This is a genomic window from Vibrio ezurae NBRC 102218 (assembly GCF_000467185.1).
GTDB lineage: Bacteria > Pseudomonadota > Gammaproteobacteria > Enterobacterales > Vibrionaceae > Vibrio > Vibrio ezurae.
In genome coordinates this window covers 1-26,037 of the sequence record NZ_BATM01000037.1, presented here as the reverse complement: position 1 = coordinate 26,037, position 26,037 = coordinate 1, and the positions used below count along the sequence as shown (strand labels likewise).

Sequence of the window (26,037 nt, the reverse complement as noted above, 5' to 3'; positions counted from 1 at the left end):
CGTTTTTTGTGCAGAATTTTTAAGCTAATTCTGTTGTTGCACTGTTATCTTCGCGCATCCCTTTAAACTCAGGCATTAACGAAATTAGGTGTTGGCTATATTCATGCTGTGGCGACTTAAACAGTTGCTCTGTCGGCGCAACTTCCAATAACTCACCTCTTTGCATGACCCCGATGCGATCGCACATTTGACGAATCACCGGTAAATCATGGCTGATGAACAGCATGGTTAGATTCAGCTCATCCTGTAGGTCTTTTAGCAGGTTCAAGATTTGCGCCTGTACTGAAACATCTAATGCCGAAGTTGGCTCATCACAAATCAAGAGACGTGGACGTGTCGCTAAAGCTCGGGCGATAGAAATACGCTGACGCTGACCACCAGAGAACTCATGCGGATACTTAACGGCAGCCATACGCCCTAAACCCACGTGATCAAGTAGATCGTTGACGATCTGACGGGTTTCAGTCTCATTAGCAGTTAATTTATGGAAGCGGATAGGCTCAGCGATGATGTCGAAGATTTTCATACGAGGATTCATCGAAGTATAAGGATTTTGGAAGACCATCTGCATTTGACGACGCATTGGACGGCGTTCTTTCTCGCTCTTCAAAGCGGTTAAATCAATACCTTCAAAGGTCACTTTACCCGCATCAGGGGCATATAAACCCGCGATAACACGTGCAATGGTGGATTTACCTGAACCCGATTCACCCACTAGTCCAAAAGTCTCACCTTCAAGCACTTCAAAGCTGACATTATTGGATGCTTGCACGTACTCTCTGCGACTTTCAAAGAGCGAATCTTTAGTGATAAAGCGAAGGTCAACGTTTTCTACATTCAGTAACGGTCCTGTGTAGTCTCGCTGATCTTGGCTTTGACCTAACCAATGGTTTTTTACATCCAGTGGCTGATGCTCTGCCGCTTCTTCGATATAGCTCACCAGTGGAAAGCGATCTAATTTAATATCGGAGCGCGGAACCGCTGAAATTAAGCTTCGCGTATAGGGATGATCTGGGTTACCTAAAACTTTACTTGTTGGACCAAATTCGACCAAATCACCTCGATACATCACCGCCACACGGTCAGTGACATTCGATACAACCCCCATATCGTGAGTAACCAGCATACAACCTACATTTTGTTGGATACATAAATCACGAATCAGGGTTAAAATTTGGTCTTGGATAGACACGTCCAACGCCGTGGTCGGTTCATCCGCGATAATCAAGTCTGGTTCACCGGCCAACGCAATCGCAATCACGACACGCTGACGCATACCACCTGAGAATTGGTGAGGATATTGTTTTAAACGGTTTTCTGGCTGTGGAATTCCGACTTTGTTCATCAAGTCTAAAGAGCGTTGATATGCTTCCTCATCCGACACCTTCATGTTGGCATGAATGGTTTCTTTAAGTTGCTGCTCTACGGTAAATAAAGGATTAAGAGAGGTCATAGGATCTTGAAAAATAAATCCTATTTTCGAGCCGCGTACTTTGCGCATTTGCTCAGGAGATAACCCTGAGATCTTTTCTCCATCTAAAAATACTTCACCGTCAGCGATAACACCGGGAGGGCTCAAAAGATCAATAACGCCGTTTCCGACGGTAGACTTACCTGCACCTGATTCACCCACGACACCAACGATTTCGCCACGCTCGATATTGAACGATAGTGATTTTACTGCCGCGTGAACACCGTGTCTTGACGGGTACTCAATGCGAAGATTTTTTACTTCTAATAATGACATTACCAGACCTCTACTGCTGGGCAGTTTTCTGCCTTGTCTGCAAATTGAATCCATTCGAATGGACGTGATCGATTTGATACTCGATCTGCGCCTTTTACTGGCGTCTTCGTCCCAAAGCACAATGATAAATATTGTGTTCGACGCACAATTTGGCAAAAAAGACACAGAAAAGCAACATTTAAAGGATAAAAGTTGGCTTTACCCCCTAATAAAAGACTTTTCAATGAATATATATATTTGCATCATGAATAAACAATCGGATACAAAAATAAATGCACAACCCTAATCACAAGCAAACCCTTGTAACAAAAGGAGATTCTAACTAAGCACTAGTTGAAATCATAAGAAGTAGAGGAACTCACCGCATTTTCATGCCAATAAACATCACCAAAATCAATAGTAACAAACACCACAAAACAGCACAAAAACCACCCAAATAACAAGTGAAGCAGCCATAAAAGCAACATAAAACACCAATAAGTAGCATATAAGCAGTGTTATACACAGGAAGAGAAACAGCAAAATGATATGGAATTGTAAACAAAAAAAAGACCCCTTAAAAAGGAGTCTTCGTAGTCAAAAATAAATGAATGTTTAGTGGTGTGAACATACATTTGATTCATTAATGCTAAATTTTTCGTTAGCAAATATTACTTTTTCTCTCAATTGAAAGAACTCAAGGATAGAATCAAAATCAAAACCTTCTTTGCTACAAGTTCTAAATTGAGCGTTTTCACCAAACTCTGCCGTTACCCAATCTTTCAATTCAGTTTTAGACATTGGTTGTTGACGAAGTTGATTTAATATTTTGTGTGCGTGTACAGACATGAAAGACTCCTAAATTTTGAACCTCAGCACTCTAACAGCGCTTGCAAATAAAGGCTACATCATAAATCAAATGCAGGCTGTACCGTTAAAAGTGCATACTAAACTCGGCCCAATTAACGTAATAAAAGAGGCCTGCTGCTGCGGTTAATAAAATGAGCAACGCAACTGTAAATCCCCAAATAAAACGACCACTGCGTGGCGTTAGCTCTTTCTCACAAACAGTGCAGGCTTGTACAAATTGCGCTTTATCTTCTAGCTTAAAATCATCTTCATGGACGATTTTATTGCGAATCGTCGCGATATAACGCAGCTTACCAATGATCTCTCTCGGTAAACGCTCCTCGCTATCTGTAATCAATTGATGCAACCCACGACCACGGGCACGAAAACGAGTACGTAATATGCCCTCTAGACGCCTTGTTCGCGTAACTACTTGATCAATGTCGGACATATTCCTACCTCTGTAAAAAGTCTATTACTCCAAAGAACCAATTAAAGGAATCTTCTATTATCATTTTTGACTATTTTCTCATCAAAATCGAGCCATAGTGTAGATTATTGAATCTACAACAAGCTTAACAATAAGCCATTGCTTCCAGCTCACAAAATAAGACCTTACTCAATCACTGTGGTTCCACAAACTTTGTGAGCTAATCACCATTTTTCATTGCAACTTCACGCTTGGATCACGCAATTTCGTAAATAGTGCCGTAGCCCGAAAAAGGGCAAGCTACACTCTACTGCAAAATTTTCTATAGCCTATAAATGACAGGATGACATCTATGCCAATATCTCTATTTATTTTGGTGGCGATTCTTGTTGCTACAGCAGCTCTCGCATTCAAATACATCTATTGCAAACATGTTCATGGTCTTGATGCACCTGAGCAAAAAACCAAAGTAACCGTAATCGATAAACAAGCGGTAGAAATTCCTAACGCTCAACCAGGAGAAGAAGATCAAGAATATTGGATTTACGTACAAAAAGGGCGCTTTGGCCCAAAACGTGAATTCAAGGTTGGCGTTCACTATTACCATGCTTTATCACCAGGTAACCAAGGAGAGCTCACCTATCAAGGTAATAAATTCATGCATTTTGCATTAAAGAGAGAATAAAAAAGAGCGAGCCTCAACGATTGAAGCTCGCTCTTTTTATTATCGAAGTATAAAGACTACGGCAGCAACCAAGCGGTTTTCTTCGAACGAGACACCAGCCAACTCAATAGCAAGGCACCACCACCACTCACTACAATCCACAAAGGAATACTCCAAGCAGGATGTCCTTGTCCCCAACCAAGTTCTTTCATTGGCCATAAGAAGAGAGGATGCAAAATATAAATGCCCAAACTATGAGTACTAATAAAGCCCACGACTTTATTCGTCTTCGCTGACAGTCCTTCACCATAATATCGACAGAGCATAAAAATCATACTGGCTGCACAAACGGTATTCAGCGTTTTATACGATAGCCAACGTCCATAGGTATATTCATTTGCCTCAACACTCAGCGACACAACCTGATAAATAGTTACAGCCAATGCCGATACCCCTATCAAGACAAAGAAGCCGATGACTTGCTTAGTCAACGGTACTTTTTGGTAAAGAATATAACCCAAAGGCAATAAGCCTGAATAGAGCCACATTTGCTGGCTCCATAAACCATCAATACGGAACAAAAATAGAGTACTCGTAATAAGCCACAATGCCGTCAGTGCATACAAAGTGCGATCATCATAGCGACGCACGAAGACCTGTAAAAAGGGGATAACGAAATATAATGGGATAAAGTAGTAGAAGAAGCCTAAATGATAATAAGTGGCATGATCCAGCCCCGCAATTAATGTCTCTTTGGCACTGTTTGCATCAAAGCCATAACCGCTCCAACCGGACAGGTATGCATAGAAAATTGACCATATAAGAAAGGGGAGCAATACCTTTCCAAGTCGGCGTTTAACGTAGTATTTAAACTCAAAGGGTCTTTTATCACTTAGCATCAAAGCGCCAGAAATAAGAATAAATACCGGCACAGCCCAACGGCTTATACTGTTGACACTAATCGCAGTGAACCACTCATTAAATGGAATCACACCAAATTGATACCGATAAGGCGCTAATGCATGAATTGCGATGACAGCAATTGCAGCAACACACCTTGCAAGATCAAAAAACAATACCCTTTGTCTCATGAAAACACTTCCTTTCATTGTGCAATCAGCATCATAACAATAAACAAGCCGATCAAGGATACCTTAATCAGCTTGTTTATGAGTTTTTTACTAAAATTTGCTGTTATAACAACTCTCTAGCAGTGTAAACAAAGTAAAAAGTGCATCTGACATTAACTATTTATCACCGCTACTCGCCAAAGACGGTTGTGTGTGTCGTGGTAGTTTAATTGAGATGACACTGGCTAGAGCCAGGAATGCAAACGATACCCAAAGACACGCTGACAGGCCTGCTATCTGGAATACCCACCCCGATAGAACCGTACCAACAAGACGCCCCATCGCATTCGCCATATAGTAAAAACCAACATCCATTGATACACCATCACCTTTGGCGTAACTCACGATAAGATAAGAATGTAGCGAAGAATTGATCGCAAAAATTGCACCAAAAATCAGTAATCCAACGACGATAACAAACTGAGGTTGCCAGCCAATTTGTATCCCATAAGCAATGGCGCCCGTTACTGCAGATAGTAACAAAGCCCAAAATAAAGCGGCTTTACCATCAGGCACTCTGCCCTGTACTTTTCCGGTAATTCTTGGAGCAATACCTTGTACAAAGCCATACGCTATGACCCATAAAGCTAAAAAGCCACCGACCATAGAATGGCTCCAACCAAACACACTCCCTAAGTAAATAGGTAGGGCAACTACGAACCATACATCACGTGCACCAAATAAGAATAAACGCGCCGCTGACAATACATTGATGCTCTCAGATTTGGAGAATAAGTGCTTAAACTTAGGCTTACTTTTCGCCTTGCCCATGTCACTCTCTAACCACACTAAGCTTCCAATCAATACCAAGACCAGCACTGTAGCCATAGCCAGTACCGCTCCCTTGAAGCCGAACACTGACAATAAAACGCCCCCCAAGAAGAAGCCGACGCCTTTCAGAGCATTTTTAGATCCTGTTAAGATGGCAACCCACTTATACAGAGCCCCTTGTTTTTCATCAGGAACAAGCGTTTTAATCGCACTTTTAGCGCTCATTTTGTTTAAGTCTTTCGCTATACCCGACAAAGCTTGCGCTGCCATAACCCAAGGTATAGTCAGCCACGCTTGCGGGACCGCTAACATGACCAACGAAAAGATCTGTATCGCCAAGCCGACATTCATCGTTCGGTTTAAACCAAGCCTTGCACCTAACCACCCCCCGACAAGGTTTGTAACGACACCAAAGAATTCGTAAAAGAGGAACAAGGAAGCAATAGCTAAACTGCTGTACCCTAAATCGTAAAAATACAGAACCACCAGCATACGTAGGGCACCGTCTGTCAGGGTAAAATTCCAATAATTAAACGTCACCAACATGTATTGGCGAACACTTTTATCTAAAGTCGATAACATAGGGATTGTCTCAACGAATCTTTTTAATAAAAAAGTGTGCCTTTTTCAGCAAGGCACACAGATACGATTTATAGGGAGGAAATTAATGAGTTTGTGCTAGAGCTTCAGCGTAGTTAACCTGAATTGGCTTGCTAAATGCGCCTGGGCGAAGTGTTTTTACTTCAGTAATAACTTTAGGCAATGACCAACCCAGCTCTAACAGAAGATTAGCGGCTAATAGACCAGTACGACCCGAGCCCCCCATGCAGTGCATTGCAATTTTTCCGCCATCATTCACAATCTGGTGCAATTCTGGGCTAGCATTCGCCCACTGCTCTGCAAACTCATGATCGGGAGCGCAATCATCTTCAATCGGAAGATGGAACCACTTTAAACCTAGTGCTTTGGTTTTTTCACCTAGCTCTACTACGTTTTTGCTTGTCATCTCTTCAACATTAATTGCTGTCACAATGGCTTCTACACCTTGCTCTTTAAGTTGTGTAAGAGATTCATCTAAACCCAGCTCTTTCGTCCCCGGACACGGAGTTAATACCAGCGCTGCGCCATTATCGATTAGCAATTCCCAAGTAGGATGTGTCATTTTATCTATTCCTCAATACAAGAGCACACTAAGGTATGCTCGTGAATTTAATTAATTATTTATCAGCCAAACCAACAGTACGTACTAGCTCTGCGGTACGTGTCGCATAGCCCATTTCGTTGTCATACCATGCGTAGATCTTCAGCATGCGAGTACCCACTACCATGGTAGATAGCCCATCAACGATGGTTGAGCGTTGATCACCTTTGTAATCAATCGACACTAATGGGCGCTCTTCAAAGCCTAAAATGCCTTTCAGTTCATTTTCTGAAGCATCTTTGAGTAGAGCGTTAACTTCTTCGGCTGTCGTGTCGCGTTTCACGTCAAAAATGATGTCAGTAAGAGAAGCGTTCGCTAAAGGAACACGCACTGCATGGCCGTTAATTTTGTCTTTCAGCTCAGGGAAGATCTCAACGATTGCCGTAGCTGAGCCGGTTGTCGTTGGAATTAAACTCATGCCACATGCGCGAGCACGACGTAAGTCTTTGTGTGGTGCATCCAAAATAGTTTGAGTATTAGTCAGATCATGAATGGTGGTAAATGCTGCTTGCTCAATACCTAATTTTTCATGAATCACTTTCACTACTGGTGCAATACAGTTCGTCGTACAAGAGGCCGCAGTGACGATTTTATGAATAGCAGGGTCAAAAATTTCGTCATTCACACCGACTACGATATTGGCAATGCCTTCTTCTTTCACTGGTGCAGAAACCACGACTCGCTTCACGCCTTGCGCTAGGTATTTATTCAAGAACTGAGTCTTACGGTACACACCTGTTGCTTCAATCACCACATCACAGCCAGACCAATCAACTGCATCGATATCGCGCTCTTGAGTGGTTTTTATTGCTTTACCATTGATCAGCATATTAGTGCCATCTAAGGTCACTTCATGCTGCCAACGTCCTTGAATTGAATCGAACTCCAACAAATGAGCCAATGTTTTAGCATCACCAGCCACATCATTAATTTGTACAAATTCCACTTCAGGCCAATCAAATGAAGCTCTTAAAGCCAAACGGCCGATGCGGCCAAAGCCGTTGATACCGATTTTAATAGTCATGTTCTATCCTTTACTCTCACGTTGTTAATGAGTATTTAAAATTGCAAATCACACACAGGACTTATCGTCTATGTGTACTAATCTTTGGGTATCTTCTTGATATTGTTCTTTCAGACAATTTGAATCACGTAAGCCATCAATCACCTTCCTAGCCCAGCCAGGAATATCTGTGGCGATATGGTAATAAACCCATTGCCCTCGTCGCTCATCCACTAATACACCCGACTGTCGCATTTGCGCTAAATGACGAGACACCTTCGGCTGACTCTCTTGCAACGCATGAGTTAACTCACACACGCACAAACCACCTTCACGGGCAATCAACAATAAGCAACGTAAACGCGTTTCATCTGCAAGTAGTTTAAAAAATTGATGAGGCAACATTATGACAACCAATAACCATATACGAATATCCATATATACTAGCCAAAAAAAAGACACCGGCAAGTCAAACTCGCCGATGTCACAAAAGATTCATGTTACGAAATATTTATCGAGAGCGAATCGCTGACTCGTAATCGGTAGCAGCTAGCCCTTGGCCGCCGCCAGTAATACGCCACAACCAATAAACATAGAGCCAAATATCTTATTCAACTTGTCAATCACTTTATCTGAGCGAATGAGGTTGCCCATTTGCGAGGCAAGCCCCGTGTAGCCCAACATCACCATGCCATCAATAACAATTGTCGTGACACCTAAAATGAGCAATTGAGGAAGATGCGGTAGCTCAGGGTTAATAAATTGTGGGAACAAGGCGACTAAAAAAACAATCGACTTAGGGTTCGTCAAATTAATAAAAACCCCTTGCTTTAACAGCGTACTTTTAGAGATCTGATCGTGATTTTCCACCAACTCAAAGCTTTTACTGTCTCGCCATTTCTGAATGCCAAGCCAAATTAAATAAGCAACACCTATCCACTTGATCACACTAAACGCAAACGCCGACTTAGCCACCAGCGCACCAATACCCGCTCCGACCAAAACAATATGAAAGAGTAGCCCCAATTGCAGACCTACAATGGCAGAGAGTGATTTTCGAATTCCATAGTTAATACCGTTGGCAATCGAGTTTACCGTACCAGATCCTGGTGCTAGGCTAAAAATAATGGCGGTCGCCACATACGCAAACCAAATTTTCAACTCCATATTTCGCCTCTATATTCACTATCATTTTAGGATGTTATGCTGTTTGTATCGTGAACAGGAAGTAAATGCAATGTCCAAAAATGCAATAGATGTCTGCACTCAAGAAGCCGACTACGAGTATCAAATGCAACACCCCATCGCGAGCTTCTGGAACAACCGACATCAAGGTTACACAGAAGGGAAGCACAACAAAAAGCTGCACTGGATTAGCCTGACGTCTCCATTGCATAGCAAAGCTATATTGATGGTCAACGGACGAACAGAAAGTGTGTGTCGCTATCAAGAACTGTTCTATGACCTGTTTAAACAAGGCTTTGATATCTATTCTTACGACCATCGTGGCCAAGGAATGTCTGAACGGTTGCTCGATGATCCTCAAATAGGTCATGTCGAACACTTTCAAGACTATGTCGAAGACTTAAATACCATCGTCAATCGATTTGATTTTAACCGCTATAGTCGTCGATTTATTCTTGGTCACTCTATGGGAGGGGCTATTTCTACACGTTATATTCAAAGTCATGCCTCGCACCCATTCCATGCCATTGCCCTTAGTGCGCCCATGTTTGGCATAAAAATGCCCTCTCCACTTCGTGCCATTGTTAAACCACTATGTAAAACATTGATTCGCTGGAAAAAACAACCTCGCTATGCGTTAGGGCAAACGGCATATCAAAGAAAACCGTTTACAGACAACAACCTTAGCGGCTGTAAATTACGATATGAATGGTCAGCGAACCTATTTGACGACACAGAACAAATTCAAATGGGCGGCCCTTCATCACAATGGGTTTGGCAGGGTATTCTTGGCTCGGAGCAGTGCATAAAGCACGCTCAGCAGGTCAACATCCCACTGCTATTGATTCAACCAAGCCTTGATAGCGTAGTGGATAACAGCGCGCAAAATCGGTTTATCGCTCAGTTAAGTCAGCGTCGTCAAGATGCTGTACTCCTTCCTATCGCTGATGCCAAGCACGAAGTATTGGTAGAACAAGATCATGCTAGGAATCAGGCGCTAGATGCGATTTTGGGCTTTTTCGACCAGTAATACTCATCATCACAGTTTCGTATTCATAAATAGCAATAAGCAACAAGTTGCGCCAACATTCAAAAAGAGGAAAGCATGCTTTACCCTCTTTCTTCACTTATGAATACAGTATTATGTCAATGTTCCTGAAAATATAAGAAAGGGTATAACCTTGAATAACTCTGCTTTTGAAAACTTGTCGATTGTCGCTTCCGATTTAGATGGCACGCTTTTGGCCCCCAACCACCAGCTCTCTGATGTAACCAAGCAGACTTTAAAGCAACTGCATGAGCAAGGTTATACGTTTATTTTTGCCACAGGTCGCCACCATATAGACGTCGCGTATATCCGTGAAGAGTCTGGTATCCCTGCCTATATGATCACCTCTAACGGTGCTCGTGTGCACGATATCAACGATAACTTAATGTACAGCCAAAACGTAAACCCTGAGCTAGTACAAGGTGTTATCGATATTGTTCGCCAAGATACAGACATCATCATTCACCTCTACCAAGATGATCAATGGTGGGTGAATCAAACGGACGAACAGCTTTTATCTTTTAGTAAATCATCTGGGTTTGCGTTTCATCTATTCGATGACAAAAATGCACCTAAAGATGGCGTTGCTAAAGTCTTCTTTACCCATGAAAGCCATGAATACCTCAGTACTTTTGAGGATAAGCTCAATCAAGAGTTTGGTGATAAACTCAATGTCGCTTTCTCGACACCTTGGTGTCTTGAGGTCATGCAAGGCAATGTATCAAAAGGGCTAGCACTGCAAGCCGTCGCGGAAAGTTTAGGCAAAGATCTCTCAAATTGTATTGCATTTGGCGATGGTATGAATGATGCCGAAATGCTGGCAATGGCAGGAATGGGAAAAGTCATGCAAACTGCCCACCCAAAAGTGAAAGCGGCACTACCGAATAACGAAGTGATTGGTAGCAACGAAGATGATGCAGTGGCTCACTATCTGCTTAAACACCTGTTAAGATAAGCATTCAATTCATCGCCCATGACAGGCTCGATAATGAAAAAATGCGCACTGCTTTCTGTTATTAGTTCTATGGTTTTGCTCGGTTGTAGTAGCACCGAGCCACCGCAATCCCCGGCGAGCACAAGCAAAAGCGATGTGTTGTCTTCACAGCCTCTGATTCCTGACCCTGAAGCCCCAGCACGTGTCCTGCTGCGAGGTGAGATTATGGTGGGTCATGAATCACGCACTATACATCCATGCAACAGCAACGCCACCTATTGGCTAGAACTGCCTGCACCCGTTCGCACTGCCGCAGAATCCATGACCACGAAACCTAATCAGGCAATGTATGCTGAGGTATTTGGTTATTTTGAGCCCGCGACAAGCGGTTTTGCCCAAGAATTCGGCAGTAAATTTGTCGTCTCAGAATTTAATATCATTACCACTGAAAACCGCAACCGTTGCCAGCAAGCTCCTCAAGAGGCAAAAGCTTTTGGCAATGAGCCGTCATGGTCTGCCCATGTTACAGAACACGCCGTCGAGCTCTCTGAGCTAGGTAAAGACACTCTTCATTTACCCGTCGTCAATCTTGAGCAGAGCCTGAATGAGTCACACTACAGCCTTACTCAGGGGCAACTGATCATTCGCCCACAAATGTGTCGCGATACCATGAGCGATTCTATTTATGGATGGACTGCGCAACTGCACGTTGCCGATCGCAACTTGACTGGCTGTTATACCGACTCAAACCGTACCATCGACCCGGTGACTGGCACTTATCGCCAATCCCTAGACAGTAGTACAACACTCACCTTGACTCTGTCCGCCGATCACCAAGCTGAAAGCCGTTATTCTTATAACGATGGCAGCCATGATGTAGTCGAGCAAGGCCATTGGCAAACCTTAAACAGTGATTTAATCCAAGTCACCTCTGTCAGCTACCAAGGACAGCAAATCATTGCGGTACGGGATTTTGAGCTAAAAGGAGATACCTTATCTACGCAGTATGAGACCATCAACGGCGCGACTTATCCATTAACCAATGATGGTTTAAATCTTAAAAAGGCTCTGTAATGGCTTGTGCTATTTGTGGCTTCAAGCACCACTGCTTGTGCGAACAATTCCCTTCATTTGAACACCCAATACAGGTGGCATTGCTGTGCCACCCAAATGAGCTAAAACGAGCAACGAATACCGGTAAGTTATTGTTGAATGCTCTGCCCAATGCCAGCCAATTTCTCTGGAGCCGAACCGAACCTGATCCAGAGTTACTGGCTCTCATTGCCAGTCACCCTAACCCTGTGCTGTTATTTCCCAGTGAGCATAGCCAGCCACTTGAACCGTATAGCGCTAGGCAAAACACCTCACCGTCATTAGCGCCTCGTCTGTACGTTGTGCTCGATGCAACTTGGCAAGAAGCAAAGAAAATGTGGCGACAAAGCCCTTGGTTGCAAGCGCTGCCTCAATATCATTTACTGCCATCATGCGTCTCTAGCTACAGTCTACGAAGAAACCAAAGTGACGGTAATCTGTGTACTTGTGAAGTGGGAATAGAATTGATGCGTTTAGAGGGGTTAGAGACACAAGCGGATCAACTGACGGAATTTTTAAACTATTACCTGCAAGTGTATCAAGCTGACCGTAGCGGCCATTCACTTATCTAAATGAAAGACAATAATTGTTCGATACGATGAATCTCAACATCGGGCATGATCGTCGCGTTTAATTGTTGCTTAATTCCTACCTTAGAGTCGTTAAACCAAGCCGCCTGAAAACCTGCTGCTTTTGCACCCATTACATCAGTCTGCAAATGATCCCCAACATGCAATATTGAACCTGTAGGCACCTTTAATCGCTTCGATGCTTTGACAAACATATCGGCATTGGGTTTAGCTGCACCATCAGGGCCGGCTTTAAACGTTGCGCAAAAATATTCTTGTAAACCAATACGCTGTACGTCGACATTACCATTGGTAATGGCAACCAATGGTATTCTGCGTACTAATGCTTCTAGTGTGCGAAAGGTTTGCTCTGGAATATCAACTCGATTACGAAAAATCGTCACTTGTTGCATGGTCTGCTCAATGGCTGCGAGTTGGCTAGCACCCATGATGCCAATGGCTTCAAAAGCAAAACCTAGCTGAGTCTCTCTTGCCACTGTCACATCATGTCGACAGCGCTCACTACTGTGTAAGGCTTGTTGCTTAAACCGTCTCCAATCTTGTTCATCAAAACGAGATAATGCTGGAAAAGAGCCCACCAGCCAAAGCCGTAAATCTCGCTCTAATCGCCGAATCACCGGATGATTGTCATACAGAGTATCATCAAGGTCGAAAGTCATTGCCTGCACTGTATTTAAGTTTCGATAAAAACGCATTACGACTCCGGTTTCTTCTTCGCTCTAGGATGAGCTTTATCATAGGCTTGCGCTAAATGCTGAAAGTCTAAGTGTGTGTAGACTTGCGTGGTTGATAAGCTCTCATGTCCTAACATCTCTTGCACCGCACGCAAGTTACCACTGGACTCCAAAATATGAGTGGCAAAGGAGTGTCTGAGTTTGTGCGGAGTAATATGGCTAGTGACACCCTGTTTAATACCCCATTCAGACATCCGCTTTTGTACATTTCGATGCGAGATCCGAGTCCCCCTCTTCGAAATAAATAGCGCCTCCTGCTCTTCTTTTAACAGTAGAGGGCGTACCTTTAGCCAATCCAATACCCAACGTTTTGCTTCACCACTGAAAGGGACAATTCGCTCTTTATCTCCTTTACCAATCACGCGAATTTCCCCGCGATCACCTTGAACATTTTTCACGTTCAATTGAATCAGCTCAGAAAGACGCATCCCCGTACCATACAACAGCTCCATAATTGCTCGATCACGAATGGCGAGAGGATCATCCATATTGATATCAAGCAGTTGCCCTGTTTCATCAACATCTAAGTTTTTCGGCAGTCGTTTGTGATTTCTTGGAGTGCTGACGCCTTTGGCTGGATTTGCCGACAATTCACCTTTTAGAACTAAATAATCGAGAAAGCTGCGCAAGCAGGACAATCGAGTGGCTAAACTATTCGGTTTTAGCCCCTCCCTTGCTCCTTTTGCGGCAATCTGTCTTACCCAAGCAATATCCAGTTGTTGCCAGTTTTGAACACCAAAGCTCACTAACTGAGTCGCGATAATGGTGAGCTGCTTTTGGTAATTACTTTGAGTATGCTCGCTCATTCCTTTCTCGCTTTTGAGATAAGCAACGAACGCATCAATCCAGATTTGGTAGGTATTAGGGATGGGGGTGGACATGCAGCGTTTGAACCTTCTGCCATTGTAAATGATTAAGTTGATGGGCAACGACCATCGCGAGGTGGCTTAAATATAGCGTATCTTGGCTTGGCTGATAGCGCCCGCCGTCTTCACTACAAAAACACAAAAATCCCTCTACATTCGGGTGCTCAAAAGAAAGAACCGCATACGAACCTAACTCTGAAACAGGCGTACCTTGAGTAAAGATTAACTCACGATCACTGCGTTTGAGACGACCAAGATAAGCATCTCGCTCTACCAAGTTCTGCGTCTTAAATTTTAACCAATCTTCTTGGTCTAACTGCAACTGTGAGCTAACGTGCTCAACAACCCCCACCACGACTTTAAGTTCTAGCTCTTGTGCCTTCTGCTCTAATGCACAGATGACTTGTTCACCAGACTTGGCCAGCAAAATGCGTTTTTCTAACTGCATAAAGTGACGGAAGATACGATCGTTGTGACTGGCTAATGTCATTAACTCATTTTTTTGCTTTTCTAAGCTCTGTATTTGCTCACGCTGACGGCCAAGTTTTAGCTCAAACAAAGAGACCGCACCCTCTCGGTGATGCGGTACACTCATAGAATCAATCAGATGTTCCCTACCGGCAAAAAAATCAGGGTTATCTAACAAGTACTGCTCGATATCAAGAGCAGTACACAGTTCTTTAGCTGTCGAATCCAAGATAATTCCTTATATCACTATGAGTTAACAGCTAATCTGTCCATCAAAGACATGCGTAGCACTGCCTGTCATAAATAATGGCTGTCCTGGGCCTGCCCATTCAATTTTCAGCTTTCCACCGGTTAAACTCACTTCAACATGCTCATCTAAAGCACCTTGTAAAATACCTACAGCAACCGCCGCACACGCACCACTGCCACAAGCTTGAGTTTCACCAGCACCGCGTTCGTAAACCCGCAGAGCAATCTTATTACGGTCGATAATTTGCATAAAGCCGACATTCACTCGCTCAGGAAAGCGCTCATGCGACTCCAACTGTGGGCCAAGTTCTTCTACCTTTGCAGTCGCAACATCATCAACAACCGTCACCACATGCGGATTCCCCATGCTTACCGCACCACAGAACAAAGTGTGTTGACCGACTCTTAAGATATAGGTTTTCTCTTTTTGCTTCGCTTTAAAAGGAATCTTGCTTGGCTCAAGTTCAGGCACACCCATGTTGACTCGAACTTGCTCGTCGTCGGCTAATTTAAGCAGCATTTTTCCTTTTTTAGTGCTAACACGGATGCTGTACTTATTAGTTAAGCCCTTCATTGACACAAAACGAGCAAAACAACGAGCCCCATTGCCACACTGCTCCACTTCTGAACCGTCGGCATTGAAAATGCGATAGTGAAAATCCGTTTCAGGATCATAAGGTGCTTCCACAACGAGGAGTTGGTCAAAACCAACTCCTGTATGGCGATCAGCAAGACGACGAATCAACTCAGGTGAAAAAAAGATATTTTGAGTGATACAGTCAACAACCATAAAGTCATTGCCTAGTCCGTGCATTTTAGAAAAATGGAAATGCATGCTGTTCAATTACTCCGGTAGTGTGCTTTCAAGCTGCCATAGACTTTCAACGCTTTCACGTTGACGAACAAGATGCACGCTTTCACCGTCAACCATCACTTCTGCCACACGAGGGCGAGAATTATAATTAGAAGACATGGTAAAGCCGTAAGCACCTGCTGAGCGCACAGCTAACAGGTCATTTTGCTCAAGAACCAAATTACGATCTTTACCTAAGAAGTCACCGGTTTCACACACTGGGCCGACTAAATCATAAGTAATCGCTTCACCTTGGCGTGGGCGTAAAGGAACGATGTCTTGCCATGCTTGGTACAAAGCAGGGCGCATAAGATCGTTCATTGCCGCATCGATAATGGCAAAGTTTTTATGTTCAGTATGCTTCAGGAACTCAACCTTGGTCAGCAATACTCCCGCATTTGCGGCAATGGCTCGGCCTGGTTCAAATATCAATTCAATATCAGGGTGATTGTGCAAACGAGCCAATAGCGCTTTTGCGTAATCAGAAGGTTGAGGAGGCATTTCATCACGGTAAATCACGCCTAGACCGCCACCCACATCAAGGTGCTGAATATTTATACCTTGTGCTTTTAAGTTATCAATTAGACCCAATAGGCGATCGACAGCGTCAATAAATGGGTCAATGTCCGTTAACTGAGAACCAATATGGCAATCGATACCAACTACGTTAAGGTTCGGCATTTGCTGTGCGACCTGATAAACGCGAGGCGCCTGTTCAAATGCAATACCAAACTTATTGTCACGCAGACCCGTAGAGATGTATGGGTGCGTTTTAGCATCCACATTTGGGTTGATACGCAAAGAAACAGGGGCTACTGCACCACACTCACCTGCCACCTGATTGATTCGCTCCAATTCAGGCTCAGACTCAACGTTAAAGCATTTGATGTTGAGCTCTAATGCACGCTTGATCTCTTGCGCTGTTTTCCCAACTCCAGAAAAAACCACTTTAGATGGATCGCCACCTGCGGCAACTACACGCTCTAACTCACCAAGAGAAACAATATCAAAGCCAGATCCTAATCGAGCCAGTGCATTCAGTACGCCCAAATTCGAGTTTGCTTTTACTGCGTAACACACTAAATGAGGGAACTCACCTACCGATTGATCAAAAGCTTTCCAGTGACGCTCTAAAGTCGCACGTGAATAAACATAGGTTGGTGTGCCAAATTGTTCTGCGACTTGCGCTAGGGAGACACCTTCAGCCCATAGCTGACCATCTTCCTTGTAGTTAAAATAATCCAAGATTTTTTCCTTACTTCTGTTCTACTGTGCGGATTGCGTAGGCGTATCTTGCCCAGCATCTTGCGGCATATATAAAGGACCAGTTTGACCACAACCAGCCAACAACAATGTTGAGCCTAAACACAATAGCGAGATAATTTTTTTCATGATGATGTTAATGATATATTGATCTTACCTCTATAATCGCACCACAATTTATAAAAGCAATAGGAAGTATGCATGAAGGACAGTGAGTTTCACCAATTGGCGGATGAACAACTACAGAATATTGAGCAAGCGATCGAAGAATCAGGCGCTGATATAGACTTTGAAACGTCTGGTAATGTGATGACTTTAGAATTTGAAGATAGAACACAAATCATCATCAACAAGCAAGAACCAATGCGTGAGATCTGGCTTGCTTCTAAGTCAGGGGGCTATCATTTCTCTTTGCAAGACGGCGCTTGGGTATGCTCTAAAACAGGTGCAGAGCTATTAGCGTTAGTAAAAGTAGAATGTGAAAAACAAGCCGATGAAGAGATAGAGTGGTAAAGCCCTACCTCTGATTAACAAGCGCCTACAATGGCCGAAGGTGTTGAACGGAACTCACTATCACTACGATATGGCACGATAAAGCTTTCTTTATCGTGCTGATGAATAATCTGATAGTACTGTGGAAGGTTAAAGTTAGCCTTCTCTCCTGCCACATTTAGGTCGTTGGTATAGAAATTATTAATTTCACCGACCACTTCATTTTTATCAAAACCGTAACGATGGTAAGCCTCTGAGGCATTACTTTCATCCAATACGTAGATATTAAAGCCACCTTCAGTATCTTCGAAAAAGAATTGAATCAAACCTTCACTGGCAAAGCCATCAATAATATCGGGCAGAGAGAAATCACTCTCTTTATTCAATTTTTCTAAAGGTGAACCTGTCAGCTTATTCGTGGAAATACTTTGATAGAAATCTACCGAATTTTCTAATGTCTGTATTGATACACCTCGACGCTCAAAAAACAGACCATACATTTTACTGCCGACACCAATCGCCTTAAATCGACGACGCTTTTCTTGCTCTACCGGCTTTAGGCGTAACTCAATACACTCAGCCAATAGCTGGTACACCGTATTACGCATCAAACCACGGAAGTTTTTGCTGTAGCTAAAGACATCCACAGATTCGGGATGCAACGCATCTTGGTGCATTTTTCCTAAGATGGTTTTCAGTGCATCCAGAATACTGGTTTCTCCACGGAAATGGAGAGTTCGCACTTCATGCCAAGAGTTACGATACACAAGATCCACACTGCCAATCATGCTAGTGCTGTCTTTACCACACGAAAATAGATTCACGTTGCGGCTGTCTTTTTTAGCTTGGCGTGAGCTTAGCTTTTCTGTGGGATCGTCTTCAAGGTTAATAAACATCACTAACTGGCTAATCTCACAAGGGCTGGCCAGCGCTTCCATTGTTGGACGACGTTTACGTAAAGAGAAGGTATTTCTAAGGTCACTCACCATCTGATACAGTTTATCGATATCAATATCAGCACTGCGTACCACAGAATGTAAGCGAGTAGACTCGGTAATCAAACCGTTAAAGAATGCCCAAGCCACAAGCTTACTCAGCGAGGTATGGTGCTCGATGGGCTGTTGACCAATAATGCGTTCAGCTAGCAATGGCTGTTTATACAAATACCAACCTTTAGGATTACTGCGCCCCTCTTCTACCTGAATGAAGCTTAGGTCCGACTCGTGTAAGTCTGGTGATATTTGTTGATTTAGTAGCGTAACCTTACCTGGTAAAACCTCAAATGCGGCATACAGCTTACGAGCCAAGATAGAAATATCTTGCGGGCTAATTACAGAGGTAATGTCATTGCGACGCGCAAACTGAATCAAGTTTCGATAACTTTCCATCAAAGCATCAAGAAGGTTATGATGCACGGCCTTAACGCGCTCTACCTTCCAATGTCGACGAGTATCCAACTCATGAATGTCTTGCTCACTCCATCCCCAGCTCGTGGCCATCTGCTGCATCGCTTCACGACGCCAAGGCACTGAGCCCATTTTCGGTTCTTGAGAGAGTTTTTCATGTGTTTTCAAGTAGAAACAACGACGCACTAAATCTAAACGAGGTTGATCGTCTATTTTCTTTAGGTATCTGGTAACTTTATCTAGCATGCCATAATAGGCATCCGCACTATAAAGATCTGAATCGCCAGCAAAAAAGCGTCGTTTGGTTTCAATACTAAGCAGTTGAGTCTGTGGATATTCCCAAGAGTAAGCCTCAAGTAAAATCGCTTTCAATACAGACTTATACGGTGAGTCGATGCTTTTAAATAGCTGCCATAAGCTAGAGCCAAAGTATTCCTCAGCAGGGATCTTGTTAAGCTGGCCGAAATCAAGCCACTCAGAACAATCAAGCTCTCCACTAAGGCACAGCTGCGCAACATACTGATCGTAATCTTCATCTATTTCTGGAGGAACGATACTCCACAATAATCGTTGTCCCGCCATTCGCATGGCCGAACGATAGAATTCGTCAAGGAGCAACATATGTTGAGAAGAACCACAGTTCTCCCCTGTCATTGCTTCGCTTTTATTCGAAACCTTGAAGCGCTGATCGTCCATCAAGAAGAAGTTGGCTTCTACCCCTTGTCGCTGCGCCCATTCTGTCACACTGAAACACTTATTCGCCAATACACTGCGTTTTTGAGCCGACATTTGCGGCGAAATACATACCCAGATATCTAAATCACTAGTAAGGCTCTGCCCAATAGAGGAGGTACTACCCATAGTATAGAGCGCGAGAATATCAGTACTTTCAGGTTCAATAACTTCTTCACCGCAGGCACGAGCCGCAGTATCAAGAAAGTATTTTTGGTCTGAGTTTGGCGAGAAATCAAAAATACCTTGAGGTACATCGCCGGAGATATAGGCAGGAAGTGCTGGGTTGTTGTAGTGCAACAGCAGTGGGATGAGGGAGAATACTTGTTGCCCCTGAGCATCCATCATACCTAGAGCACGATTCTTACGCTGTTCATTCAGCGTATCGAGTCTAGTCGTTAATGTACGAATGTCTGGCTGCAAGTCAACTTCCCAACTAAAAAAATGAAAATAGTGAGTGATGTAATTTCATACAAAAACCCCACAAAACGTGAGCAATCTAACACTTTTGGGGGGCTAGGTAAAGAAAATCACCAAGTCTTAGCATTTAGTAACAATTAATGAGCAAGGATAATAACTGAAAGTTATAAAAGGTCACATAAATGTATACGTTAGGTCGTAAATAGCGTGACTGAACTCACAGATAGGCATAAAATTTATTATTAAGTGAGATAGCAATATCACGCCCTAATCTAGCCTCTGAAAATTTACCTCCAGCAGTGGTAGAATCAATCCATCTTTTATTTAGTCAGCCCCATTATGTCAAAACAAACTCTTCGAATCGCAACACGAAAAAGCCCTCTTGCTCTTTGGCAAGCTCACTATGTGAAATCTCGCTTAGAAGAGATTCATCCTGACCTCGATATTGAGCTTGTTACTATGGTGACCAAAGGCGATATCATATTAGATACTCCACTGGCTAAAGTGGGCGGAAAAGGCTTATTTGTAAAAGAGCTAGAAGTGGCCATGCTCGAAGAGCGTGCTGACATAGCTGTACATTCAATGAAAGATGTCCCAGTTGATTTCCCACAAGGACTTGGACTGGCTGTCATTTGTGAGCGAGAAGATCCTAGAGATGCTTTTGTTTCTAACACCTACCACTCTATTGATGAACTTCCGCATGGCGCAACAGTGGGTACATGCAGTTTACGCCGCCAATGCCAGATTAGTGCAGCACGTCCAGATATCATCATTAAAGAGCTCAGAGGCAATGTGGGAACTCGTCTAGGCAAGCTCGATGATGGGCAATACGATGCCATTATCTTGGCGGCAGCTGGCCTAAAACGACTCAAACTCGAAGAGCGCATTCAAAGCTATATTGAACCAGAACAATCTCTACCTGCAGTAGGTCAAGGCGCTGTCGGTATTGAGTGCCGCGTTGATGATCAACGCGTTCTTGATCTTATTCAACCACTCAATGACCCAGACACTTCAGATCGTGTTCTTGCAGAACGTGCGATGAACCTAGCACTAGAGGGCGGGTGTCAGGTTCCTATTGGTAGCTACTGTGTAATTACCCCTGACAACAAGCTTCACCTAAGAGGATTGGTAGGGAAACCTGACGGTACTAAAATCATCCGAGCAGAAAGCGTAAGTGAACGCTCACAAGCGATCAAAATGGGTGAAGAGCTTGCTCAACAATTGCTAAACTTGGGTGCAAAAGAAATTTTAAGTGACGTTTATAGCCAAGGCTAAATGAGATGAAGGCGCTTATAGTTCGACCTCAACCTTCAGCAGAAGAACTGTATCGCGCCTTACAAAAACTAGGGGTAGCTTCCGAGTGCTGCCCTGTCGTCTCATTTACCTTCTCTCCTTTATCTCTCTCTTCCTTAGAGCACCTAACAATATGCGATATCATTATTGCAGTGAGCCAACCCGCGGTACGCTTTACCCATCAAGCATTGCTTCAAAAAAATAAACGTTGGCCTCAAACCGCTCGCTACTTCGCTGTGGGTGCTAAAACAGCGTCATGTTTACAAAAGCTCACCCAACAGTCGGCCTCATCACCGCAATCGGAAGACACGGAAGGTTTATTGGAACTTTTAGCTTCCGAGAGCCTAAACGGTAAAGAAGGGATAAAGGGCAAAAAGATTGCCATACTGCGCGGTGACAGTGGTAGAGAGTTACTTTTTGATAGTCTGCAAAACTTAAACGCTAAAACGGTTTATATAGAAAGTTATTCACGGCACTGGACGGGCTTTGATGGTGAAGTTCAAGTAAAGCACTGGCAGTCGACAGGAATAGACCATCTAATTGTTACTAGTTTCGAACAATTAAAATTCTTTACACAACAAATACCTACCCACCGTAAAAATTGGTTACACTCTTTAGAGCTGATGGTTCCGAGCACAAGAGTCGCACAATTGGCATTGCAGCTCGGTTTTACGCAAGTGCACAATATAAATGGCGCTTCCAATCAAGCCATCATGGATAGTATTCAGGGCGAATTACATAGGAAAATATAATGACTGACGACAAAAAACTCGATAACGACACTCAAGTTGACAAGAGTAACCCTGTTCCTGCTTCGCCTAAACCAAAGAAAGCAACCACACCCAATTCAAAAGAAACCAAGCCAAAGAGCGAACCGAATAAGCCGGCAAAAAGACTCGCTATTGCCGCCGTTATTATCTCAATTATCACAGCTGGCGCTGGCTTCTATTATATCAACCAACAAAATCAAACCCTGCAACAGCAGCTCTCTGCGGTTTCCAATCAGCTAAAAAACACTCAGCAAACGCTCAATAGCCAACTTCAAGAAACCCAGAAAGCCAGCGAACAAACGGCAAATGAAGCGGTTAACCGAGCAGAAGTATTAATTAGCCAACAGCAAAAAAGCATTGAAAGCCTGCAACTGGCCATTGCGGATGTAAAAGGGCGTCGCCCTAATGACTGGCTACTCGCTGAAGCCGATTACCTAGTAAAACTGGCTGGCAGAAAGCTCTTCTTGGAGCATGACTTAGTGACGGCAACCAAGCTAATGGAAGCTGCCGACCAACGTATTGCAACGCTAAATGACCCTAGCCTAGTTCCACTGCGCAAAGCGATGGCAAACGACATCACTGAGCTTCGTAGCCTACCGTTAGTTGATAAAGACGGTCTTGCTCTTAAGCTCATCGCTCTGCAACAACAGGTAGACAAGTTGCCCCTAGCGAATGCCATTCTTCCAGAAGCGCCAGAGAAAACACAAAAACATGTGTCCACCGATATTCAAGATTGGAAATCTAACCTGAGTACTTCGCTAAAAAACTTTGCTGAACACTTCATTACCTTCCGCGTTAGAGATGGCAGTGCAGTACCTTTGCTCTCACCCCAGCAACACTTCTACTTGAGAGAGAACATTAAAGCCAAGTTAGAAACCGCCATCAAAGCTACCTATTCAGAGCAAGAAGAAATCTATCAAAAAAGCCTGACTGTTGCGGTTGAGTGGAGCCAAACTTACCTCGATCAAGAGGCAAAATCAGTACAAGAGTTTGATCAATCACTGAGCGATCTCGCAAAAGTTAAAGTCGATCTAGAATACCCACACAAGCTAGAAACTAACCAGTTGATCGCCGATATTATTCGCGAGCGCTTACGCCGTGAAGTCACCACCATCGTTGCGGAGGAAAACAAATGATCCGTCTACTCTTTGTTTTTATCGCACTCGGTATTGGCCTAACTGTCGGCACGCAATATGCCGGTCAACAAGGCTATGTTCTTATCTCTCTCGCCAACTATACGATTGAGATGAGCGTAACCACCCTAGTCATCTTTATCATTGGTGCTCTAGTGGTGCTGTTTCTTGGTGAGTACTTAATTAAACGTTCACTGAGAGCCTCAAGTGCCACTTGGAATTGGTTTAGCAATCGTAAGCTGAAAAAAGCACGTCGCTTAACCAACGAAGGCATCATTAAGCTCATCGAAGGTGACTGGCAAACCGCAGAAAAGAAAGTGACTCGTTGGTCTAACTCACATGATATGCCATTGCTATGTTACTTAGTGGCGGCAGAAGCGGCACATGAGCTAGGCAATCACGATAAACGCGATAAGTACTTTGAACTGGCGGCTAAACAGGACAATTCCGATCTTGCTATCGGTCTAACCAAAGGTAAACAAGCCATGGCTGAGGCCGATTTTGCCACGGCTTTTGATGTGCTATCTAGCTTAAGACATGACTACCCAAGCAACCCACGTTTACTGAATCTACTCAAAACCTGTTATATCCAGCTTAATTGTTGGCAGCCTCTACTAGAGTTACTCCCTATCCTCAAGCGCGCTAAAGGAGTGACAAAAACAGAATATCACACCCTATTAGTACAAGCGCACGCAGGACGAATTACCGAACTGGCGAACCAGCAAGGTGTCAGTGGTATTGTGAAGTATTGGGATGGCTTATCGAAGAACATCAAGTCAGAAACAAAGGTCATTGTGACCTTTACTTCTGAGCTTATAAATAGAGGCGCAGATTCAACAGCAATTACCGCCCTTAAAGAAGCGACCAAGAAGTCTCAGCACGCCGATATATTAAATGTCTACCCAACATTAAACATCACCGACTGGCACTCAGTACTGACGCACCTTAAAGGACTAGATAAGAAGTTCCCTGACAACGGCGATCTACACAGTGTAATAGGCCAGATCCTGATGCTAGAAGCAAAATGGGCTGATGCACAACGCTATTTTGAAGCCGCCTTAAAACTGCGCCCAAGCGCCCACGACTACGGCCAACTCGCCAATGCATTGCACCAACAAAACTACACCAATGCTGCCAACGAAGTCTCACAGAAGGCGCTGCTTCTATTAGGGAAGTAAACTAAGGTAGGAAATCTAAGCCGCTGTTAATCAGCGGCTTTTTTTGTAAAATATAAAATTGTGCCTCTCATATATTATGAGTTGTACATGAATAATACGATTAGAAACATAATTATACTGTAAGTAATGATAGCTTTTTTCGTATGACTCCAAAAAGCACGGCCAGCAACACCAGATATATCTATCAAATCATCAAGTGATTTTTTTGCCAAATAACTTGCTTGTATCTTAGCATTGCTCATCCATTTAGCTAAAACATCATCAGAATAAACATACTCTTCGTTAGACTTACCGCTCAAATCCTTGAAGTTTTTATATCGCCTATATTCAATATCATATTTACTCCTAGATTCTTCATCACTAAGTATCAAGTAAGCTTCATTAACTAAGAGCATCTTTTCTGTTGCTTCTATTGAAGAATTTCTATCCGGATGCCACTTTAGAGCTTTCTTTTTATAGGCTTGTTTTATATCTCGAGAATTAGCATCAATTGCTATACCTAATACGTCATAATAGTCATTCATTTTTATTTAATTTAAGCTCTGTTGACTTAGAGCTGTTGCTATCATATTTATAGATAGCTCTTATAGCTGCACCCGCTCCACCAAAAATAATAATCATAAATAGAGGTCCTGGTTTTGCTTGTGTAATATCTTCAATAATTCCTTTCAGTAGTGCTGCAACTATCAATATTACAATAATAAGGAATGTTTTAATTATAGTTCTAATAAATTTTGCCATGAATAACTTTTAACCCTAATGTTTATATATCTGAGTGAATATTAATTTATTTTCTGTGTTCAAAGAAAAACAATTCACTCTATTTATTCTGGGTTTATTTTACAATTATTGACCTATTATTAGTAAATGGAAAATAATATTACATTCGTATCTAGCATCATAGTTCTTTTGGTGATTATACTGTCGTAGATAAAATATAGTTTAATTGAGGCTATCTACTTCCACTAAGTCATACTACAGATCGACTTTAAGTTTCTTTCTAATAAACAATGAATGTGCATTTATTGGCACTTGTTCACTTTCAGTGATGACCGCTCACGTAATCAAATAATCAAAGGTAGATAGCACTAGGATCAATAAGTAGGCTCAGGTGTTTCTTAAGGAAGAACTCAAGGAAAAACCTCGAACTGACCATCAAGTTTTTATCTCTCATAGTGAAAGATATACCGATTATCAGATACATTGAAGAGAACGCTATTAAACCTGATAGTGACAGGCTTATACCAATCGTACTAAATAACTGGTCATTCTATCGAGGTGAGATTCGAGTGTAGTACACCGAATTGGGATGTTTATAAAGATACAATTGACTCACCTCATTAGTTTTGAAGCAAATCTCTAGTTCCTTAAAAACAAAAAGCCCCTGATAAATCAGGGGCTTAAATGTGGCGGAGAGATAGGGATTTGAACCCTAGAACCGCTATTAACGGTTGCCGGTTTTCAAGACCGGTGCTTTCGACCACTCAGCCATCTCTCCACAAATTGTTACTAGTTAAGGTCTTAAAAATGCCCTATCCAGTATTTGTCTCTAGATAT

General features: G+C 43.0%; 28 protein-coding genes and 1 tRNA gene. 10 read left to right on the top strand and 19 right to left on the bottom strand.

The features are described 5' to 3' along the window. Positions 1-19 precede the first annotated feature (19 nt). The 3 genes from VEZ01S_RS11265 to VEZ01S_RS11250 form a co-directional block, all read right to left on the bottom strand. Positions 20-1,747, bottom strand: a complete 1,728-nt coding sequence (locus tag VEZ01S_RS11265; protein WP_021714170.1) for a dipeptide ABC transporter ATP-binding protein — start codon at positions 1,745-1,747, stop codon at positions 20-22. Between the two features lie 594 nt (positions 1,748-2,341). Next, the gene (locus tag VEZ01S_RS11255; RefSeq protein ID WP_021714169.1) at positions 2,342-2,575 is read right to left on the bottom strand and encodes a YecH family metal-binding protein; all 234 of its coding nucleotides are present in this window, start codon (positions 2,573-2,575) and stop codon (positions 2,342-2,344) included. An 85-nt stretch (positions 2,576-2,660) separates the two neighbouring features. Next, positions 2,661-3,026: a hypothetical protein gene (locus VEZ01S_RS11250; RefSeq protein WP_021714168.1), complete on the bottom strand. Its 366-nt coding sequence runs from the start codon at positions 3,024-3,026 to the stop codon at positions 2,661-2,663. Positions 3,027-3,357: 331 nt separating this feature from the next. Between VEZ01S_RS11250 and VEZ01S_RS11245 the strand changes: the two genes are divergently transcribed. Next, positions 3,358-3,690: a DUF2500 domain-containing protein gene (locus VEZ01S_RS11245; RefSeq protein WP_021714167.1), complete on the top strand. Its 333-nt coding sequence runs from the start codon at positions 3,358-3,360 to the stop codon at positions 3,688-3,690. Between the two features lie 56 nt (positions 3,691-3,746). On the opposite strand, the gene VEZ01S_RS11240 is transcribed toward VEZ01S_RS11245, so the two are convergent. The 6 genes from VEZ01S_RS11240 to rhtB form a co-directional block, all read right to left on the bottom strand. Further along, positions 3,747-4,760: an acyltransferase gene (locus VEZ01S_RS11240; protein WP_021714166.1), complete on the bottom strand. Its 1,014-nt coding sequence runs from the start codon at positions 4,758-4,760 to the stop codon at positions 3,747-3,749. 156 nt (positions 4,761-4,916) lie between these two features. Continuing rightward, entirely contained in the window at positions 4,917-6,152 is a 1,236-nt protein-coding gene (gene arsJ, locus VEZ01S_RS11235) for an organoarsenical effux MFS transporter ArsJ (RefSeq protein WP_021714165.1), read from the bottom strand. Positions 6,153-6,234: 82 nt separating this feature from the next. Next, positions 6,235-6,732 carry a phosphatase domain-containing putative toxin gene (locus tag VEZ01S_RS11230; RefSeq protein ID WP_021714164.1) on the bottom strand — a complete coding sequence of 166 codons (498 nt, stop codon included), beginning with the start codon at positions 6,730-6,732 and terminating at the stop codon, positions 6,235-6,237. Between the two features lie 55 nt (positions 6,733-6,787). Beyond that, positions 6,788-7,795: an ArsJ-associated glyceraldehyde-3-phosphate dehydrogenase gene (locus VEZ01S_RS11225; protein ID WP_021714163.1), complete on the bottom strand. Its 1,008-nt coding sequence runs from the start codon at positions 7,793-7,795 to the stop codon at positions 6,788-6,790. A gap of 48 nt (positions 7,796-7,843) precedes the next feature. Further along, positions 7,844-8,179, bottom strand: coding sequence for a metalloregulator ArsR/SmtB family transcription factor (locus VEZ01S_RS11220; RefSeq protein ID WP_039971041.1), 336 nt, complete (start codon positions 8,177-8,179; stop codon positions 7,844-7,846). Positions 8,180-8,323: 144 nt separating this feature from the next. Next, positions 8,324-8,941, bottom strand: coding sequence for a homoserine/homoserine lactone efflux protein (gene rhtB, locus VEZ01S_RS11215; RefSeq protein WP_021714161.1), 618 nt, complete (start codon positions 8,939-8,941; stop codon positions 8,324-8,326). 70 nt (positions 8,942-9,011) lie between these two features. Between rhtB and VEZ01S_RS11210 the strand changes: the two genes are divergently transcribed. The 4 genes from VEZ01S_RS11210 (at position 9,012) to VEZ01S_RS11195 (ending at position 12,605) form a co-directional block, all read left to right on the top strand. Continuing rightward, positions 9,012-9,989 (top strand): alpha/beta fold hydrolase, encoded by a 978-nt coding sequence (locus tag VEZ01S_RS11210; protein WP_021714160.1) that lies wholly within the window; start codon positions 9,012-9,014, stop codon positions 9,987-9,989. A 151-nt stretch (positions 9,990-10,140) separates the two neighbouring features. After that, positions 10,141-10,962, top strand: a complete 822-nt coding sequence (locus VEZ01S_RS11205) for a Cof-type HAD-IIB family hydrolase (protein WP_021714159.1) — start codon at positions 10,141-10,143, stop codon at positions 10,960-10,962. A 33-nt stretch (positions 10,963-10,995) separates the two neighbouring features. Further along, positions 10,996-12,015 carry a COG3650 family protein gene (locus tag VEZ01S_RS11200; RefSeq protein WP_021714158.1) on the top strand — a complete coding sequence of 340 codons (1,020 nt, stop codon included), beginning with the start codon at positions 10,996-10,998 and terminating at the stop codon, positions 12,013-12,015. Next, entirely contained in the window at positions 12,015-12,605 is a 591-nt protein-coding gene (locus VEZ01S_RS11195; RefSeq protein WP_021714157.1) for a tRNA-uridine aminocarboxypropyltransferase, read from the top strand. Before VEZ01S_RS11200 ends, VEZ01S_RS11195 begins: the two co-directional genes overlap by 1 nt. Here the strand turns inward: VEZ01S_RS11195 and yigB are convergent. Genes yigB through lptM form a run of 6 tightly spaced genes read right to left on the bottom strand, consistent with a single transcriptional unit; the run spans position 12,602 to position 17,185 of the window. Next, positions 12,602-13,318: a 5-amino-6-(5-phospho-D-ribitylamino)uracil phosphatase YigB gene (yigB, locus tag VEZ01S_RS11190; RefSeq protein ID WP_021714156.1), complete on the bottom strand. Its 717-nt coding sequence runs from the start codon at positions 13,316-13,318 to the stop codon at positions 12,602-12,604. The two genes, VEZ01S_RS11195 and yigB, sit on opposite strands and share 4 nt — an antisense overlap. Then, positions 13,318-14,238 (bottom strand): tyrosine recombinase XerC, encoded by a 921-nt coding sequence (gene xerC / locus VEZ01S_RS11185; protein WP_021714155.1) that lies wholly within the window; start codon positions 14,236-14,238, stop codon positions 13,318-13,320. Before xerC ends, yigB begins: the two co-directional genes overlap by 1 nt. After that, positions 14,219-14,920, bottom strand: a complete 702-nt coding sequence (locus tag VEZ01S_RS11180; protein WP_021714154.1) for a DUF484 family protein — start codon at positions 14,918-14,920, stop codon at positions 14,219-14,221. The genes xerC and VEZ01S_RS11180 overlap by 20 nt, the downstream gene beginning before the upstream one ends. A gap of 24 nt (positions 14,921-14,944) precedes the next feature. Further along, on the bottom strand, positions 14,945-15,775 hold the full coding sequence (gene dapF, locus VEZ01S_RS11175; protein ID WP_021714153.1) for a diaminopimelate epimerase: 831 nt from the start codon (positions 15,773-15,775) through the stop codon (positions 14,945-14,947). Positions 15,776-15,784: 9 nt separating this feature from the next. Next, positions 15,785-17,038: a diaminopimelate decarboxylase gene (gene lysA / locus VEZ01S_RS11170; RefSeq protein ID WP_021714152.1), complete on the bottom strand. Its 1,254-nt coding sequence runs from the start codon at positions 17,036-17,038 to the stop codon at positions 15,785-15,787. Between the two features lie 21 nt (positions 17,039-17,059). After that, a complete protein-coding gene (gene lptM / locus VEZ01S_RS16650) occupies positions 17,060-17,185 on the bottom strand; it encodes an LPS translocon maturation chaperone LptM (RefSeq protein ID WP_084621710.1) in 126 nt (41 codons plus the stop codon). 72 nt (positions 17,186-17,257) lie between these two features. Here lptM and cyaY point away from each other — a divergent pair, with 72 nt between their 5' ends. Then, positions 17,258-17,569 (top strand): iron donor protein CyaY, encoded by a 312-nt coding sequence (cyaY, locus tag VEZ01S_RS11165; RefSeq protein ID WP_021714151.1) that lies wholly within the window; start codon positions 17,258-17,260, stop codon positions 17,567-17,569. A 14-nt stretch (positions 17,570-17,583) separates the two neighbouring features. On the opposite strand, the gene VEZ01S_RS11160 is transcribed toward cyaY, so the two are convergent. Further along, entirely contained in the window at positions 17,584-20,109 is a 2,526-nt protein-coding gene (locus VEZ01S_RS11160) for a class I adenylate cyclase (RefSeq protein WP_021714150.1), read from the bottom strand. Between the two features lie 336 nt (positions 20,110-20,445). On the opposite strand from VEZ01S_RS11160, the gene hemC reads away from it, so the two are divergent. The 4 genes from hemC to VEZ01S_RS11140 are packed head-to-tail and all read left to right on the top strand — an operon-like array spanning position 20,446 to position 24,480. Beyond that, on the top strand, positions 20,446-21,381 hold the full coding sequence (hemC, locus tag VEZ01S_RS11155; RefSeq protein ID WP_021714149.1) for a hydroxymethylbilane synthase: 936 nt from the start codon (positions 20,446-20,448) through the stop codon (positions 21,379-21,381). A 5-nt stretch (positions 21,382-21,386) separates the two neighbouring features. Further along, positions 21,387-22,151 (top strand): uroporphyrinogen-III synthase, encoded by a 765-nt coding sequence (locus tag VEZ01S_RS11150; protein ID WP_021714148.1) that lies wholly within the window; start codon positions 21,387-21,389, stop codon positions 22,149-22,151. Further along, positions 22,151-23,305: a uroporphyrinogen-III C-methyltransferase gene (locus VEZ01S_RS11145; protein ID WP_021714147.1), complete on the top strand. Its 1,155-nt coding sequence runs from the start codon at positions 22,151-22,153 to the stop codon at positions 23,303-23,305. The genes VEZ01S_RS11150 and VEZ01S_RS11145 overlap by 1 nt, the downstream gene beginning before the upstream one ends. Beyond that, on the top strand, positions 23,302-24,480 hold the full coding sequence (locus tag VEZ01S_RS11140; protein ID WP_021714146.1) for a heme biosynthesis HemY N-terminal domain-containing protein: 1,179 nt from the start codon (positions 23,302-23,304) through the stop codon (positions 24,478-24,480). Before VEZ01S_RS11145 ends, VEZ01S_RS11140 begins: the two co-directional genes overlap by 4 nt. 74 nt (positions 24,481-24,554) lie before the next feature. Here the strand turns inward: VEZ01S_RS11140 and VEZ01S_RS16400 are convergent, their stop codons facing one another. The 3 genes from VEZ01S_RS16400 to VEZ01S_RS11125 all read right to left on the bottom strand — a co-directional run bounded on the left by VEZ01S_RS16400 (position 24,555) and on the right by VEZ01S_RS11125 (position 25,978). Further along, positions 24,555-25,004 (bottom strand): DnaJ domain-containing protein, encoded by a 450-nt coding sequence (locus VEZ01S_RS16400; protein ID WP_021714145.1) that lies wholly within the window; start codon positions 25,002-25,004, stop codon positions 24,555-24,557. Continuing rightward, on the bottom strand, positions 24,997-25,221 hold the full coding sequence (locus tag VEZ01S_RS11130) for a hypothetical protein (RefSeq protein WP_021714144.1): 225 nt from the start codon (positions 25,219-25,221) through the stop codon (positions 24,997-24,999). The genes VEZ01S_RS16400 and VEZ01S_RS11130 overlap by 8 nt, the downstream gene beginning before the upstream one ends. 666 nt (positions 25,222-25,887) lie before the next feature. Next, a tRNA-Ser gene (locus tag VEZ01S_RS11125) sits at positions 25,888-25,978 on the bottom strand. Between the last annotated feature and the right edge of the window lie 59 nt (positions 25,979-26,037).